Here is a 15069-nt window from a genome sequence, read left to right as displayed (position 1 = left end):
GCCTGGTACTATTATTTCAAACACTGGAGCAAGACGATGACTATGCTGTCAAATATCCGTATGCTGACCCATTACAAAGCATGGGCAGATGATAAATTTTTTTCCATGCTGAGTGTCTTGCCAGAAGAAGAGATACTGCGCCCACGCCTGACACGCTTTGGCAATATGCTGCATACACTGAACCACGTGTATGTGATAGACGATGTCTTCCGCGCCCATTTACTGGGTCAGTCGCATGACTATCAGGACCGTAATACCGCGACGACACCGCCATTTCATGAACTGTGGAATGCATCAAAGCAGATGAATGAGTGGTACAGGAACTTCACCAAAGACTTGAATGAGGATGATCTGGAGCGCGTCATCCATTTTAATTTCATCGGTGGTGGTGAGGGTGTCATGAGCTGCCAGGAAATGCTGCTGCACGTCGTCAATCATGCTACCTATCATCGCGGTTTTGTAGGCGATATGATGTACCAGGCCAAGGTCATGCCGCAATCGACTGATTTGACTGTGTTTGTCAGGGACGTGTTAAGGGCTTGAAACTTTTATGTGAATCCCGGGTCAATTGAGTGCGTGCTTGAAACGTATTGCTTTCAAGCTTACACTCATCAATGTCTATAGTGACCCTGAAGATCATGACCATACTTACCACTGCACGCCTGCGCCTGGAACCAATGACCGACAGCCATTTTGAAGGTTTGTTCCGCATGAACAGCCAGCCTGAAGTCATGCAATACATCACCGGCAAACCAGATACGCCCGAGGATACACTGGCAATGATAGAGCGCGTCAAGGCACGCTGGATAGATTATGGTTTTTCCTGGTGGAGTTTCATAGAGATAGCCAGCAATGAAGTCATCGGTGCTGGCTGTATACAGTATCTGGGCCGCGACCCGGCCAATCCTTTGGAAACTGGCTGGCGTCTGCGTAAGGAAAGCTGGAACCAGGGCTATGCATCGGAGGCTGCACGCGCCATGGCGGCATTCGCCTTTGACAAGCTCAAGGCTGAGTCACTGTGCGCGGTCTGTCACCAGGACAATCATGGATCAGCCCACGTCATGAAAAAGCTGGGCATGCAATATCGTGGCATAGAACGCTGGTATGACATGGACACTGCCGTCTATTCCATGGACAAGGCAGGCTGGCAAACAGCAAATAAGGTCTAATCTGCCGCAACAATAATGCGGTTACGGCCAGCTTCCTTCGCGCGGTACAAGGCCATGTCACTCGATGAGAGCGAGACATCGGCATCAATATCGCTGGCCTGCATGAGGGAAATACCTATGCTGACCGTCACCGGGATGAGTTGGGTATGCGCATTGACTGGGGTGTCCAGCAATTGTTTTTGTACACGCTCTGCAAAGATGGTGGCATCGGCAATACCTGTGCCCGCCAGCACGACGGCAAATTCTTCACCACCTACCCGGCCCGCATAATCACTCTTGCGCAATTCATCATGCAGGATATGGGCAAAATGCCTGAGCACCAGGTCACCTACTGCATGTCCATAGGTATCATTGATGAGTTTGAAATTATCCAGGTCACACATCAGCACCGCCGCGGCTTTGCTGGCACCGCGCTGTATGCGCGCCAGTTCTTCTTCCATACGGGACATGAAGCTGCGCCGGTTAGGAATTTGCGTTAAAAAATCTATGGTTGCCAGTTCCTGCAACTCTTGTTCTATGCGTTTGTGTTCTGTGACATCGTTGATGAAACCATGCCAAAGCGTAGCGCCATCAGGCAGGCGGCGCGGCCTGGCATCCATCTGACGCCAGCGCATGCCTTGCTGTGGCAGGTTAACGCGGTATTCCAGATGCAGGTGCTCCAGCCTGCTGGCTGATTTCAGAAGGGCATTACGGTAAGCGGGGAAATCATCTGCATGAATACGCGCGTGCACCAGTTGTATGGCTTCTGGCATTTGTGCAGGGATTAATTCATAGATATCACGCACACCTTCGCTGAGATAGGTGAAGCGCTCTGCGCCGTCGCTATCCATGCGATATTGATAGGCCAGGCCAGGCACTTCATTGGTCAGGCAGGTCACCAGGTCAGCGCTCTCTTGCAGACGTTGTGACAAAATACGCATGGCCGTGATGTCTGTCGTGGTCCCTATCATGCGCAAGGGGCTGCCATCTTCTGCACGACTGACTACCTTGCCACGGCTGGATATCCATTTATAACTGCCATCCTTGCAACGCACCCTGTGCTCGACGGCATATTGTTCAGTGAGTCCGTCAAAATGCGCCTGTATGGTCGCCTGTACATAGGAACGGTCATCAGGATGCAAGCGCGCATAACTGTCTTCTATGCGCCCGGTGATTTCCGCATCGGCATAACCGAGTATGGCTTTCCAGCCTGGCGAATAATGTATTCGCCCACCAGGCACATCCCTGTCCCAGATGCCGGTGCCACTGCCCTCTATCGCCAGTGCCATACGCAGCATATTGGTCTGGCTTTGTTCAGCCAGCGATTTTGCCTGCCGGGCTTTTTGCTGCGTGCGCTTGTGTTGTATGAGATTAGCGATCAGGCTGGCAAGCTCTTGCAAGGCTTGCTGATTGGGCTTTTCTTCAATTGCCCCATTCTTTGCAAAGAAATACAAGCCACCTGACTGCCTGTGTTCATCATTGGAAATAGGTATCTCAGCTAACAGCCAAAGGCCGTGGTCTTGTGCGAGCACCTGTAATCGACTGACATGCTTGCCATGTTCAGGAATTGCGCCTTGTGGATATGCATCTTCGACCACGGCATACATATTGCGCATGTCATCAAGGCAGGCCTGGTGCACATTTGAAGCAAGCAGCAAATCAGCCTCAATACCACGCACCGCGATAGCAGACAGCAAACCGGAATAATGGGCATCCAGGCTGCTGACTATGCGAAGCAAACTATCCGTCAGCTCAGTATTGCGCGCAATATCATTCATGCATAGACGATACAGGTCGAGCATGTGCTGACCGTCTTCATTGCTCTTGTGCAAATTATCCAGACTCATATTTACCCGGCATTCCTGATCAGAGTGTGCTTGCACGTATTTAGCAGGCCCGCTATACCGGCATGACATATCGGGCTAAGTGCAGGTCATTACCAGCAGAGATCGGTAATATCCTATTTGATCATATACCAAAGAGAGGAGGCGTGATGGCGAGCAACAATTTTTAATACAAATATTGAATACAATGTGGTGTTGCACTATTTTGCTGAGATTAATACAACAGTAAATTGCTTGAAAGAATTTACGGTGTTCATCAAAGGCCGCGTAAATGAATACAGCCAGTTGCAGCTTTTTGGCGCATGAAGGCGGCAACCTCATCGTCCCATGTTTGCGGATTCAAAGTTGCCGAACTGCGGGTAATGAAGCGACGCATTGGTCTACGATCAAACGCCTGTGCCAGCAATTGTTGCATGTCATTCAATACACTTGGATTGATATGCAAGCCTTGAGCAACTCGCTCACTAACCATATTTACTTGCTGCAATATGGCGTTCTCCCGTCTGGGATCACCTTGCACGGCGATTTCATAAAAAGAACTAAGCACCGCAAAAGTAGGCCGCACATCTTCCAACAAGCTAGCTTGCAACCGGTCGTGCCCGTCCAATACCAGATAAGCATTTAGGCCGTGAATGTACCAGACGAGTATTGGTGGCAATTGTCCATTACGAACCAATTTTCGCCACCACTTGACGCGCCCACTATCCTTGTGTTGCGGGGCAAACAAATTCAACACCTGCCCGTTACCATTCAAGTTCCAATCCAGATAAACTGTAGGCGCATGCAACAACTGCATATCATCGCCATCGCGCTGCCAGCCGCGCAAGCGATAGCTACCACACCAATGTGGATGATAAATTTGGGTACCGTCGCAATATTCCAGCGACCATAAACCGTTGGACATACAGTTAATATCAGCAGTACGAAGGACCCGAACAAAATATCTAAACCATAACTTCAATTGCTGATCAGGAGTAAATTCGTTGATACGCTGAACCTCAGTTGAGCTAATTGAAGGGAGCCAGTTTTGATGTTGCGGCAAATTGCGATAGATAGTGACGCCGTGATAACCATCAAGTATTTCTGCCCACAGAAGACTCAAATCTCCCGCATCCAAACGCATCCGTCTGTCGAATGCAGTACGCAAACGCAATGTCGGCCTGGGCGCATTACTGATCGATAGCAATAGCCCTTTCCACTGCCCATACTCTCTCTCATAGTCGCCGGTATCGTCTTGATAATGAATGTTGATCGCCATATTGCAATTCTCAATTACAGGAAAATCCGATTACAAACCCTGTCGCTTCAATTCCTCAATCTCAAAATCACCATCATCGACCAAACGCTCTCCGCCAGGAAACTTGCCCAAACCCAGTATTCTGCCCATGGACAACAACAGGCTTTGTCCTGATGCCAGACGATCCGGTACCAGTTGATAGACTGGATCACTGAATGCCGCAGCCGGAGTCGTGAACTTCCAGCCCATATCCTTGAACTGGGCCAACACATCATCAAGCCACAGGGCATTGATCAGATTGTGATGCATGAGCAGGACTTGTGGAATATCGCGCCCCTGCAATTGCCACGACAAGGCGCGATAAGCTTCGGCGCGCTGGCGTATATGAGCCAGGTAAGCGCGCTTGATGGCGCTCACATCTGCCTGGGGATTTTTGCCCAGCACTTCTACCAGTTTCTCATTCAGGCGCCAGTCGCTGGTATCCAGGCTGACATAGGCATTACGGTAGTTATGCTGTTTCAAAAAGCTGCGCATGCCATCGCGCTTTTCTGGCGTATTACCTTCGCGCAGATAAGTATAGCGATACCATTTCTGGTAGCCGGGCAAAGTACTGATGATGGCATCGCAATCAAGGATTTCCTTTTGATATTGTGCAAGACTAACTTTGTCGCTATGCAGGTCAGGATGACTCATGCTGTGGTTGCCGACAGCATGCCCCGCATCGCCCCAGGCTTTGGCCAGCGCATAACCGGCAGGCTGAGTGGCTGCATAATTGGCAGTGACAAACAGGGCAGCAGTGACACCATGTCTGGACAGCGCCTTGAGCATGGCCAGATTGCGCTGCTCAGGGCTCAGCCTGGGCGTCTGTTCCAGATTGGGGCCATCGTCGATAGTGATAGCCACTGTTTGCGCATGCGCTATATTAAGGAACCCAAAAAAGGTAAAATTAAGCGAGAGTGCAAAACATATTTTTAGAAATTTGTGCATGTATTTTATAAAGTGACTTGTAACAAGTTTTGTGTGTTCTCTGATTTTATATGTCTTTTCACATTTCGATCGACCATCAAATGCGGATAATGAGCAATTCAATTCAGCGGTTTTCTTTTTTGATCACCTGCCTCTGTCTGTCAGCAGCAGTAAGTGCCGAACCTGCATTGGCATCCGTATCTGCGCCAGCGAGGCAATGGGTCAGCGGTTCATATGTCAATATCAGAACCGCAGCAAAAAAAGACGCGCCGGTGAGTGCGACACTGATTATCAATACCGAAGTCAGATTGCTTGCGGCGCGTGATGATTTTTGCGAAATTAGCTGGGAAAATAATCAACACGGGTTTATTGCCTGCAAATTTCTCAGTACTAAACCAGTCACATTGGCCGAGCTATCTTCAAAGAAATTGGCAAATGGCGCAACTGATCCATCACTTTCTGCGCGCGCTTTTTGGCTGCAACCTGGCTATGACAGATTGATGGCAGTTGCCAGTTATTTCGAAAACACTATGTTACCGGAAAAGCAACGTGAAAGCGAAAGAAAATATGCTGAATCCGGTGGCGCAGAAAATTCTGAAATCAAGCGCTTCCCTATTCCTGAGTTGAATGCAATGCGTGCCAAATTAGCCGCCGGAATAGTTGCGCCAAAAGAAATCGCAGAACTCGCCAGCAATTGGGATGGATCACCTTTAGGAATGCTGCCTTCGAGCGCACTTCATCAGTGGGTATATCACCAAATAAGGCTGACCAAGGTTCCATCTTCATTTTTTCAAAGCACAAACGAGCTTGCCAGTCCCAAGACTACACCAGAAAAAATTAGCGCCCAATTCGGCATTCCATGGAAACTGGCTGTCACTGCACCACCGTTCTGGGGCGGTGACAATAATAGTGGTCCCTCAAAAAATGGCATCTGGGACATGGGTGAAATTTCGCAGAGACTGGATCGGCCAATCTATACCATCGGCATGAATGAAAAAGCGGAGCTAGTGCAAACTAGCTCTACGATAGACTATCGTGAAATACCTGGTGGAGATACGTCGCCATGTGTTGGCAATCCTCATATACTCTGGCCAGTAACAGACTCGCAAAACGCTACTCATATTCAGGGCTTATTCCGCTCCAACAAGGCCCTGAATCTGTCCAAGGCAAAGTCAACTGTCAAGCTGCAGGTTTTATTGCAACCCAAGTCCTTACCGGCAGATCCTCATTTTATCCGCGCACTGACCAGGTATATTGATCTTGATGGTGATGGCATTCCAGACCTTGCCTTGTGGGATGGCATCAATACTCAAGTTGGATTGGGTGACAACAGCGAGTACCATTTAAAACTAATTTTCGTCAATGTGCTTGGACGCTGGCATTTTCTCGACTTCGATGAGGATGACCCGCCATGCGGTTGCTGAGATAACCATAAAGGCGAAAAACAGGAAATTCAGTCTGTCACATAATCATTATCTTTACGATCAACTTTATCAATCAGCATGAACTGCTGACCATTCCATTGATAAGTTGCGGCTTGCTCGCCTGGTGTGGCAGATACTGCCAATAAAGATTTCTTATTTCCGGCGGCATCATAAGTCCACTCAAATGCCCCGGCTACCAGGGTTTGCAGCAGCTTGTATTCGCCCTGAGCCAGGCCATATACCTGCAGCTCTTCATAGGCAGCACCTTGCTGTATCTTGAGGATGAAGACTGGTTTACCTGCCAGTGTGAATTCGGTATGCAACTGCAGGCGGGGGTTATAACTATCGGCAAACTGCTTTTGCGAAACGACCCGCCAGGCTTGCTTTTCTTTTTTTAGTATGCTGACCGTGCTGGAGATTCCAGCCTTGCTCTTGTTGCCGGGCTGGCTTACCGCTTTGCCGGACCAGGCGATGATCTTCCATTCATCCTGCGTGCTGAGCACGCTGTAATTCTCGAAGTCACCTACATTTTCCTTGTTCAATGCAGGGATTGCGTCTTGCTGGGAAAGCGGGCTGACTACGTTTTTTTCGACAGGCTGACAGGCTGTCAATGTCGTCAGGATGAACAGTGAAAACAGCTTTTTTTTAAGTTGCATGAATAGAGAAGGCCAAAGGATTTTCTTTTGATGCCCGTGCAAATTGCAGGTGCGCAACAAAAACAATATACGATAGCATAACATTAAGCTTTAACAGCTGCACAAGCTGACTGCATCCATGCAAATTCTCATTTCATTTCTTGTATGGCAGCTTATAATTCCTGAGCTGCACTGATGTATCTTCACTCCCTCTTACACTTGTCCTGGCACACTGCTTTCCAACCGAAATAAAACTGAAGGAGATATCAGCATGAGTATCGTAAGCTCACACGAACCTGGTGCCTTTTGCTGGGTAGAACTTGGCACCAATGATCAAAAAGCTGCAAAAGCATTTTATGGCGAATTGTTTGGCTGGGGACATCAAGACAATGAGATGGGGCCGGGAAGCTATTACACGATTTTCCAGCTCAAGGGCCACGATGCCGCAGCAGCTTATACCCTGGACCCGGAACAACAGGCAGGCGTGCCACCGCACTGGACTATCTATGTATCGACTGCAGATGCAGAGGCCACGGCAAAGCGCAGCGCAGAATTAGGTGGTGAAGTCGTGGTCCCGGCATTTGATGTGTATGACCTGGGCCGCATGGCAGTATTAAAAGATCCTACCGGCGCCTTCCATAACATCTGGCAACCGGGTAAAAATACCGGCGTAGGCATACACAATGAGGCAGGCGCTTTTTGCTGGGGGCAGCTCAATACCAGTGATACGGCGAAAGCAGAAGCCTATTACAAGGCCTTGTTTGGCTGGGGTGCCAGTACAGGCAGTGATGGCGCCATGACTTATACAGAATGGCAGCAACATGGCACTGCCATAGGCGGCATGATGGCTTTGCCAGATGGTGTCATGGCGCCTTCACACTGGCTCGCTTATTTCAGCGTTGAAGATTGCGATGCAACTGCCGCAAAAGCACAGGCCCTGGGTGCAGCGACTTATGTGCCACCAAGTGATATTCCAAATACTGGCCGCTTTGCCGTTCTGGCTGATCCTCAGGGTGCCGTGTTTGCGATTTATGAAGAAAATTAGCAGGAAAATTTGCCAGAAATTAGCAGTCACAGTCCCTGGTTTGCATGTGTCAAGCATGTGTCAATGCACTGATGGCGCGTGCCACACCAAGCCGGGGGCTGGACAAGACTTCTATACCCAGATCACTTAACTCTTCTGCCGCTGCTGCCATTGATGCCTGTGCCAGTACCACGACATCAATGCCAGCAGTTTTATCCAGCAATGCCGATCTGACCGCATCACTGATCGCCTGCAGATAAGCCTGCCTGTCACCTTGCAGGAAATACGCCCATGCTTGCTCAGGCAAGAGTGTAATGATCTCTATCGTTTTACCTGCAGCCCTGGCCGACTCCATCAGCAACTCCGTCGTTGGATCAAGCGTGCTTTCCAGCGCGGCGACCAGCAAAATGCGCGGCCCCAAAGCGACTGCGCGATCTGCCATGGCACGGTCTATCCTGGCCGTCCGCAAACCTGAACGCCCATTCATGCGTTCGGCAATCCCGCCTATGCTGGAACAGGTGCATACCACCATGCTCACCTTGGTTGCTGCACGATTTAAGGAAGCCGCATGCATCGCTGCCTCCACTTTTTGAATGACGGCAGCATCTGTTGCACCAAACTGCTGAGCAGCGGCAAGCAGGCTTTCATCAACATGATGGTGTACTTCAATCCCTGGAGCCAGTTCCTGCACCAGGGCATCAAAGCCCGCGACATGTACCGGTGAGGTATGTAAAAAAGCGAGCTGGGCCTGCATACGATCCTTAGCCTGGTATTTGCACAGTCAATTGAGTTTTTTCATATGAGCAACCAGTTGGTCGAGGGCAGTGCCCCAGCCCTGATGGAACCCCATTTCCATGTGTTTTTGCTTGTCTTCTGCGTTTTTATGCAAGACGACTGCTTTATACCGGGTTCCCGTTTCATGCGGCTCGAAAGTTATTATGGCAGTCATGAAGGAGTTGCCTGTAGGACGAAAACCTGGACCCAGTGCATCGGTGAACACAAGTTTCTTGCCAGGGATGACTTCGAGATAGCAACCGGCATTGTCGTGATCGACACCTTCAGGCGAACGCATGACCGTGCGGAAGATACCGCCAGCTTTCAGGTCTATCTCGCAATCCACGGTTTTCCACGGAGCAGGCGTGAACCATTCCAGCAAATGGGCAGGCGTAGTCCAGGCAGCCCATACCAAAGATGGCGGGATATCGACTATACGCTCCAGCACCAGATCAAATTTACCTTCTTCCGTCATTGCTTCAGACATCACGGTTCTCCTTTATCTTATTTAAGTAAGCATCGAGTTGGTTAAAGCGCTTTTCCCAATCGCTGCGCTGCGAAGCCAGCCATTGCTCTGCTTCTTTCAGGCCCACTGGTGCAAGTCGGTATGTCCTTACCCTGCCATTTTTTTCAGACACTACCAGACCAGAATGCTCAAGTACCCGCAGATGCTGGGTAAATGAAGGCAGGGCCATGTCGAATTCCAGCGCCAGCTCGCTGACTGCAGCCGGCCCCTGGCACAGGCGTGCCAGCACTGCACGCCGTGTTGCATCACCGAGGGCAGAAAACAGATGATCGAGTTGAGTTTGCTGGTTTGACATGCGGATAATATAGCGCAAACCAATACTTAGGTAAATACCTTTATATTGAATTTTCGCTACTGTGCGATTTTCTCTTCTGGCCGCATATTCCTGAGTTTTTGATCGAAGATATCTTGCAGATATTGATAACGGGGTGACAGGTATAAATAAACTGGCTTGAAAAATAAATCTTGCAGGTAATAGCTGCCTGCAGTGGCCTGGATTTCTTCCAGCATTTTCAACGCCAGCGATTTGGTCATGATGCAGGCGTCTCCCACTTTTCTTAGCACCATATAGGCGCAATCATGTTCTGAGCCTACTGCGATCAGATGATCCAGTTCCTTATGCGCGGCAATGGCCGCATTGCCGCGCACATAAAACACTTTGTGTCTGTTCAAGTCAGCCAGGGATTTCACGACTATATTTTTGTCATGCGTCAGCAAACTGAAACTCAGATAACCTAAAGCCGTAGGGACGCGGCTTGCCGCTGGTGCCAGATTCTGGAATTCTTCAAAGCGCGGCAACTCACCCGCTGTTTCACTATCTTGCAGCATCTTTACTGCACGGCCAGGTGGATAAGCAGTCAGGCTGCAACTCAGGCCGCTTTGCCTGCACAGTTTTTCCAATAAAATTTTGCTGTCTGCGAAGGCCTCACCGGCTTCGCTAAGCGAAGAAGAAAAGCGTAATATCTCGCGTTGCACGGGCTGTTCATGGGCGCTTGCAAAGACACAGGCACTACAGAAAAAAGTGAATAGAAATGCGCGCACGATGATGGGCTTTCAAACCGGGACAGGCATTTCGCGTTCTTGCTTAGTGACTATCAGTGATGGAGCCTTCCCTGCTCCAGTATTTAACAATTTTCAGTGGCTTACAAGAGGGACTTGTCGCCATGTTGCAAGACTGGTTCAGACTGGTCATTTTCATATTGAAACTTATGGCTATGACATATCAAATCCATCACCTTCTAAAACAATTTAACAATCATAACCATGCTCAATCAATATTGACTTGACGCCAAACACGGCCTCGAAAACGGCAGTCCTCGCTTCCAGCCATGCCAGACCAGCTTCATTAAACGTAACTGACTCAAGCAACACCAGAGGTTTGTCCTGATCTGTGAGCACAGCCTCGAAAGATATCCAGCCCGCCCCTTTGGCGCGCCGCAAAATATTAATCGTCAATTCAAGCAGGCGGGTGCGTTCAAAGACGATGACGCTGCCTGATCTAATCAGACCCATCGTTGCGCTATCTGTATCGTTCCAGGCCAGCAAATGGCAGGCCGGTGCACCCTGATAAAACTCCAGCAAGCTGGCTGGCAGAACAGCTTTGATATCGCCAGCCACTACCGCAGACGGGCCTAATTGCAAAGGCAAATCGGGGGTATTTAAATAAGGGCTATCATCCAGGATGCTGATACGCTTCATCGCGATAGACTCAACAGCCCGCCAGCCTTATCAGACTTATGCTGCCTGACGTTCGACAATCTCAGCTTCCAGCGCTTCTGCAGTACGTTCTGCATTATAGAGTTCCAGGTTCAGCAGACCCAGGCGCTTGGCGACTATGGTTGGCACCAGTGCCTGACCAGCGACATTGACTGCAGTGCGGCCCATATCAATGATAGGTTCCACAGCCAGCAACAGGCCGACACCGTCAAGTGGCAGGCCCACGGTAGATAAAGTCAGTGTCAGCATAACAGTGGCACCGGTGGTACCGGCAGTCGCGGTAGAGCCCAGTACAGAAACCAGGGCAATCAAGGCTAACTGCGTGACATCCAGATGCAGGCCATAGAATTGCGCGATAAAGATAGCCGAGATCGCCGGATAAATCGAGGCACAGCCATCCATCTTGGTGGTTGCTCCCAGCGGCACGGCAAAGGCAGCATATTCACGCGGCACACCGAGATAACGCTCGGTCACCCGCTCTGTCAGGGGCATGGTACCCATGGACGAGCGTGAGACAAATCCCAGTTGTACTGCAGGCCAGACGCCTGTGAAATACTGGCGCACGGACAAGCCATGCAACTTGACAAGCAATGGATACACCACGAACAAGACCAGCAACAAACCCACGTACACTGAGGCGCTGAAACTGGCGAGTGAACCCAGCGCATCCCAGCCATAACTGGCAACCGCGTCACCCAGCAGGGCCAATGTACCTATTGGTGCCAGGCGTATGATCCACCACAATATTTTTTGCACCACTGCGCCGACTGCATCGGTAAAACGCAGTAGCGGTTCTGCACGCTCACCGACCTTGAGTGCAGCGATACCCACTGCAATCGAGATCACCAGCAATTGCAAGACATTGAAACCCAGTTGGGTAGTGGCCACCGCCTTTTCACCCACCAGCTTGACTGAGCTGCTGGCGGTCATGCCCAGAATATTGCCCGGTAACAGTTGATTCAGAAAAGCCCACCATGAGCCTGTTCTTGACGGTGCACTGGCCTTGGCGACATCGACTACCGCACCCGCACTGGGATTTGCCAGCAAGCCTATTGTCAGTCCTATAGCTACCGCGATAAAGGCAGTAATCGCAAACCAGATCAAGGTCTGTGTTGCCAGTTGCGCTGCATTTTGCAAACGGCGCAGATTGGCAATACTGCTAACCACTGCCGTCAATATCAGCGGCGGGATCATGAGTTTCAAGAGGCCTACATAAGCATTGCCAATTGCACCAAGCGCAACCTGCAGCCAGTTAGCCTCGTTACCCTGGGTACCCATGTTGCGTGCTATCAGCCCCACCACTACCCCGGCCAATAAACCTATGACTATCTGCGGTCCGAAAGACTTCCACCAGCGTGCGCCATGCCCGCCGGGCAATGCTGATACAGTCGCCTTGTTATTTGAAGTTTGCATATCCAAATTCCCTGTGCTTCTGACATGATGATTAATGCCTGCCATGATGCACCAAAGACTGTGCTATTTGCAAATACAGAAATTCATCCCTGCAATGAGCTCAGCGCATAAGGAGAAATACGCCCGCGAATATGTCTACGAATATGCCTACGATTTAGCAAAATTCAGCAAGAAATCCCTGGATTGACCGAGCCAGCATCAACGGCTTTTTTGCTCGCACCCCCATTCAGGAAGCGCTCTATCAAGCCGCGGCGCACCAGCAAATGGTAGCTCAACAGGCAAAACAGGCTGGTCAGCACGATATTGCACATCATTCTTCCAACAGCGCCAAAAGGGCTGTGATATAGCAAGATACCAAAGCCTATCGTCCCCAGCATGTGCACCAGATAAACCCAGTAAGAACTGTCTGCCAGATAAGACAGCAAACGACTCTTACCAAGTAAGTACCGGAGGAACAAGCCTATCAGGGCAAAGCTCCAGAGCCAGCTCACGCTATTGTATAAATACGCCATGATGGTCTGCATGCCTGGGTTGGCAGACTCTGTATTGCCACCACTTTTGACCAGCGCCAGGAACACGACAAAGACCGGCAAACCAGCGCAAAGATATGACCAGCACCTGCGCTCAAAACGGGGCAGCAAATCTGCCTGAAAGCGATACAGGAAAATCCCGCAGCTAAAGAACATGCCGCTATGGATGAATTCTGCCGGGTGCGGCATGAAAGAACCCAGCGGCGTCACCATGCCATTGCGGTAAAAACTCCCGGCCAACGCCAAAGGTAATGTCAGAAGAAATATACCCCACCAGTTAGTGCACAGTATTTTCCAGGTATTGGCAAAACCATGTTGTAACGCCAATGGAATAAAGACCGACCAGCGCAGCAGCAGCGCATACACCAGGCAATACAGGAACAGGTAATAGATGAACCACAGATGCAGTAGCGACACCTGCGGTCTGCCAGGTACTTTCGGAATCAACTCAAAATCCACACCCATAGTCCCAAAAGCATTCAGATGCGCATACACTGCCACCAGCAAACTCATGAAAATCAGCAGTAAAGGCCAGAACACCATGAAAGGCCAAACCAGCTTGCGTACACGCTGACGCAGCATGGCTGCCATGCCACGCTTTGCCACCAACATGGCAACAAAAAATCCAGCCAGGATGAAAAACACAGGCATGCGAAAAGCATGGATGAAGACGATCAATAAGTCCGCCAGCACACTGGTCTGGCTATCGCGCCAGGGTGTAGGTGATGGATTGATCATATAGTTCACCGATACATGCACGACTATGCCCAGCCACATCATGATGGCCCGGAGATTATCAAGAGAATGCAGGCGTTGATCAGTGTTAGCAGTATTCATAGGGTAAGTTCAAGCTTAGCATGGGACAGCTCTGGCTGGCGTCTTGCTTATAGACGGTAAATCCAGTCGCTTTCATTTTTTCTGACATCGTTGAGCAATTGCTGTGGGCTGCGCCCTGATACTTCCTTGCAGTCGCGGATCAGGTGGGATTGGTCGGCATAACCCAGGGCATTGGCATGTTCCGCCCAGTTTGGAGTCTGCCCCTGCGCCAGGTCACTCAAGACCTGGCTGTGACTGCGCTTGGCACGCCATAAACGCGACAAACCCAGCAAAGGCAGGCCAGCTTCCTTCCTGACCCGTCTTTGTAACTGGCGCGCGCCTACACCAAGCAGGCTGCAACTCAGGCGTAGACTCAGATTCTGTCCCATCTTGCGCAAACGTGACCAGGGGCTGGAAAGCAGGGCGCTGCTGTTGTGTGCAACATGGCTTTCAATCAGCGAGCGCCGGTCAGCATGTGTATCTGCCAGCGCAACGGCCTGCAGCAACGCCAGCCCTGACGGATTCAATACCTCCATCGCGTCGACAAATCTGTCCTGCCCTGTCGTCAGGTCCAGTTCAAACAAGGCATGAAAGGCATCAGAGTAAAACACCGCCATGAAACTGTGCCTGTCACCGAGGTTCATCGACACCCCATACTGGCTCTGACAACCAGCCACAAATATCTGCGGCAAGCGCTGCTCACGCTTGATTTTTCCCTGCTGCAGCAGACTCACCTCACCTTCCAGCATCCAGGTGATGCAACAGAATGGCGTAGCAGGGTAACGATTAAGTTGATCCGGCCCCTCCAGATGACAGCCACGGGTATCCCGTACGATATACATCAGCACATGCTCAGCCGCCTGGCCACTGGCTGGCCAGATATGCGTTTGCGCTTTGAGAATAATGTCAGTCTTGTGCATGTAGTGGATGCTACCTGCTTACGTGATGGATGTATTGGACGTTTACGACATTTTTGAAGTTTTATGAGGGCCAGTGTTTGATTTGTTTAGGCATTG

The 15069-nt window shown here is 50.3% G+C and carries 16 protein-coding genes; 4 read left to right on the top strand and 12 right to left on the bottom strand.

Annotated features, from left to right (window positions below):
• Positions 1-36 precede the first annotated feature (36 nt).
• A complete protein-coding gene (locus UNDYM_RS06010; RefSeq protein ID WP_162040238.1) occupies positions 37-543 on the top strand; it encodes a DinB family protein in 507 nt (168 codons plus the stop codon).
• Positions 544-638: 95 nt separating this feature from the next.
• The gene (locus UNDYM_RS06005) at positions 639-1169 is read left to right on the top strand and encodes a GNAT family N-acetyltransferase (protein ID WP_162040237.1); all 531 of its coding nucleotides are present in this window, start codon (positions 639-641) and stop codon (positions 1167-1169) included.
• Here the strand turns inward: UNDYM_RS06005 and UNDYM_RS06000 are convergent.
• The 3 genes from UNDYM_RS06000 to UNDYM_RS05990 all read right to left on the bottom strand — a co-directional run bounded on the left by UNDYM_RS06000 (position 1166) and on the right by UNDYM_RS05990 (position 5132).
• Positions 1166-2995 (bottom strand): sensor domain-containing diguanylate cyclase, encoded by a 1830-nt coding sequence (locus UNDYM_RS06000; protein ID WP_232063747.1) that lies wholly within the window; start codon positions 2993-2995, stop codon positions 1166-1168. The genes UNDYM_RS06005 and UNDYM_RS06000 overlap by 4 nt on opposite strands.
• A gap of 253 nt (positions 2996-3248) precedes the next feature.
• On the bottom strand, positions 3249-4250 hold the full coding sequence (locus UNDYM_RS05995; RefSeq protein ID WP_162040236.1) for a ParB/Srx family N-terminal domain-containing protein: 1002 nt from the start codon (positions 4248-4250) through the stop codon (positions 3249-3251).
• 30 nt (positions 4251-4280) lie between these two features.
• A complete protein-coding gene (locus tag UNDYM_RS05990) occupies positions 4281-5132 on the bottom strand; it encodes a polysaccharide deacetylase family protein (RefSeq protein ID WP_232063746.1) in 852 nt (283 codons plus the stop codon).
• A gap of 173 nt (positions 5133-5305) precedes the next feature.
• Between UNDYM_RS05990 and UNDYM_RS05985 the strand changes: the two genes are divergently transcribed.
• Positions 5306-6619: an SH3 domain-containing protein gene (locus UNDYM_RS05985; protein ID WP_162040234.1), complete on the top strand. Its 1314-nt coding sequence runs from the start codon at positions 5306-5308 to the stop codon at positions 6617-6619.
• A gap of 29 nt (positions 6620-6648) precedes the next feature.
• On the opposite strand, the gene UNDYM_RS05980 is transcribed toward UNDYM_RS05985, so the two are convergent.
• Positions 6649-7275 carry a hypothetical protein gene (locus UNDYM_RS05980; protein WP_162040233.1) on the bottom strand — a complete coding sequence of 209 codons (627 nt, stop codon included), beginning with the start codon at positions 7273-7275 and terminating at the stop codon, positions 6649-6651.
• A 250-nt stretch (positions 7276-7525) separates the two neighbouring features.
• Here UNDYM_RS05980 and UNDYM_RS05975 point away from each other — a divergent pair, with 250 nt between their 5' ends.
• Entirely contained in the window at positions 7526-8299 is a 774-nt protein-coding gene (locus UNDYM_RS05975) for a VOC family protein (RefSeq protein WP_162040232.1), read from the top strand.
• Positions 8300-8348: 49 nt separating this feature from the next.
• On the opposite strand, the gene UNDYM_RS05970 is transcribed toward UNDYM_RS05975, so the two are convergent.
• From UNDYM_RS05970 to UNDYM_RS05935, 8 genes are all read right to left on the bottom strand, one after another.
• Positions 8349-9032, bottom strand: a complete 684-nt coding sequence (locus UNDYM_RS05970; protein ID WP_162040231.1) for an Asp/Glu/hydantoin racemase — start codon at positions 9030-9032, stop codon at positions 8349-8351.
• 27 nt (positions 9033-9059) lie between these two features.
• A complete protein-coding gene (locus tag UNDYM_RS05965) occupies positions 9060-9539 on the bottom strand; it encodes an SRPBCC family protein (RefSeq protein ID WP_162040230.1) in 480 nt (159 codons plus the stop codon).
• Positions 9532-9873 carry a helix-turn-helix transcriptional regulator gene (locus UNDYM_RS05960; protein WP_162040229.1) on the bottom strand — a complete coding sequence of 114 codons (342 nt, stop codon included), beginning with the start codon at positions 9871-9873 and terminating at the stop codon, positions 9532-9534. The genes UNDYM_RS05965 and UNDYM_RS05960 overlap by 8 nt, the downstream gene beginning before the upstream one ends.
• A 56-nt stretch (positions 9874-9929) precedes the next feature.
• Positions 9930-10553, bottom strand: a complete 624-nt coding sequence (locus UNDYM_RS05955) for a hypothetical protein (protein WP_162040228.1) — start codon at positions 10551-10553, stop codon at positions 9930-9932.
• 273 nt (positions 10554-10826) lie between these two features.
• The gene (locus UNDYM_RS05950; protein WP_162040227.1) at positions 10827-11276 is read right to left on the bottom strand and encodes a hypothetical protein; all 450 of its coding nucleotides are present in this window, start codon (positions 11274-11276) and stop codon (positions 10827-10829) included.
• Positions 11277-11312: 36 nt separating this feature from the next.
• Entirely contained in the window at positions 11313-12707 is a 1395-nt protein-coding gene (locus tag UNDYM_RS05945; RefSeq protein WP_162040226.1) for a dicarboxylate/amino acid:cation symporter, read from the bottom strand.
• A gap of 164 nt (positions 12708-12871) precedes the next feature.
• Complete coding sequence (locus UNDYM_RS05940) at positions 12872-14074, bottom strand: acyltransferase family protein (protein ID WP_162040225.1); 1203 nt, start codon at positions 14072-14074, stop codon at positions 12872-12874.
• Between the two features lie 47 nt (positions 14075-14121).
• On the bottom strand, positions 14122-14973 hold the full coding sequence (locus UNDYM_RS05935) for a helix-turn-helix domain-containing protein (protein WP_162040224.1): 852 nt from the start codon (positions 14971-14973) through the stop codon (positions 14122-14124).
• Positions 14974-15069 lie beyond the last annotated feature (96 nt).

This window comes from Undibacterium sp. YM2, assembly GCF_009937975.1.
Classification (GTDB): Bacteria; Pseudomonadota; Gammaproteobacteria; order Burkholderiales; family Burkholderiaceae_D; genus Undibacterium.
This window is presented reverse-complemented; position numbering and strand designations above follow the sequence as displayed.

What these genes read in the sequence shown, in the direction of transcription:
- UNDYM_RS06010 (WP_162040238.1), top strand. Translation starts at nt 37, where the DNA reads ATGACTATGCTGTCAAATATCCGTATGCTGACCCATTACAAAGCATGG.
- UNDYM_RS06005 (WP_162040237.1), top strand. Translation starts at nt 639, where the DNA reads ATGACCATACTTACCACTGCACGCCTGCGCCTGGAACCAATGACCGAC.
- UNDYM_RS06000 (WP_232063747.1), bottom strand. Translation starts at nt 2,995, where the DNA reads ATGAGTCTGGATAATTTGCACAAGAGCAATGAAGACGGTCAGCACATG.
- UNDYM_RS05995 (WP_162040236.1), bottom strand. Translation starts at nt 4,250, where the DNA reads ATGGCGATCAACATTCATTATCAAGACGATACCGGCGACTATGAGAGA.
- UNDYM_RS05985 (WP_162040234.1), top strand. Translation starts at nt 5,306, where the DNA reads ATGAGCAATTCAATTCAGCGGTTTTCTTTTTTGATCACCTGCCTCTGT.
- UNDYM_RS05980 (WP_162040233.1), bottom strand. Translation starts at nt 7,275, where the DNA reads ATGCAACTTAAAAAAAAGCTGTTTTCACTGTTCATCCTGACGACATTG.
- UNDYM_RS05975 (WP_162040232.1), top strand. Translation starts at nt 7,526, where the DNA reads ATGAGTATCGTAAGCTCACACGAACCTGGTGCCTTTTGCTGGGTAGAA.
- UNDYM_RS05970 (WP_162040231.1), bottom strand. Translation starts at nt 9,032, where the DNA reads ATGCAGGCCCAGCTCGCTTTTTTACATACCTCACCGGTACATGTCGCG.
- UNDYM_RS05965 (WP_162040230.1), bottom strand. Translation starts at nt 9,539, where the DNA reads ATGTCTGAAGCAATGACGGAAGAAGGTAAATTTGATCTGGTGCTGGAG.
- UNDYM_RS05960 (WP_162040229.1), bottom strand. Translation starts at nt 9,873, where the DNA reads ATGTCAAACCAGCAAACTCAACTCGATCATCTGTTTTCTGCCCTCGGT.
- UNDYM_RS05950 (WP_162040227.1), bottom strand. Translation starts at nt 11,276, where the DNA reads ATGAAGCGTATCAGCATCCTGGATGATAGCCCTTATTTAAATACCCCC.
- UNDYM_RS05945 (WP_162040226.1), bottom strand. Translation starts at nt 12,707, where the DNA reads ATGCAAACTTCAAATAACAAGGCGACTGTATCAGCATTGCCCGGCGGG.
- UNDYM_RS05940 (WP_162040225.1), bottom strand. Translation starts at nt 14,074, where the DNA reads ATGAATACTGCTAACACTGATCAACGCCTGCATTCTCTTGATAATCTC.
- UNDYM_RS05935 (WP_162040224.1), bottom strand. Translation starts at nt 14,973, where the DNA reads ATGCACAAGACTGACATTATTCTCAAAGCGCAAACGCATATCTGGCCA.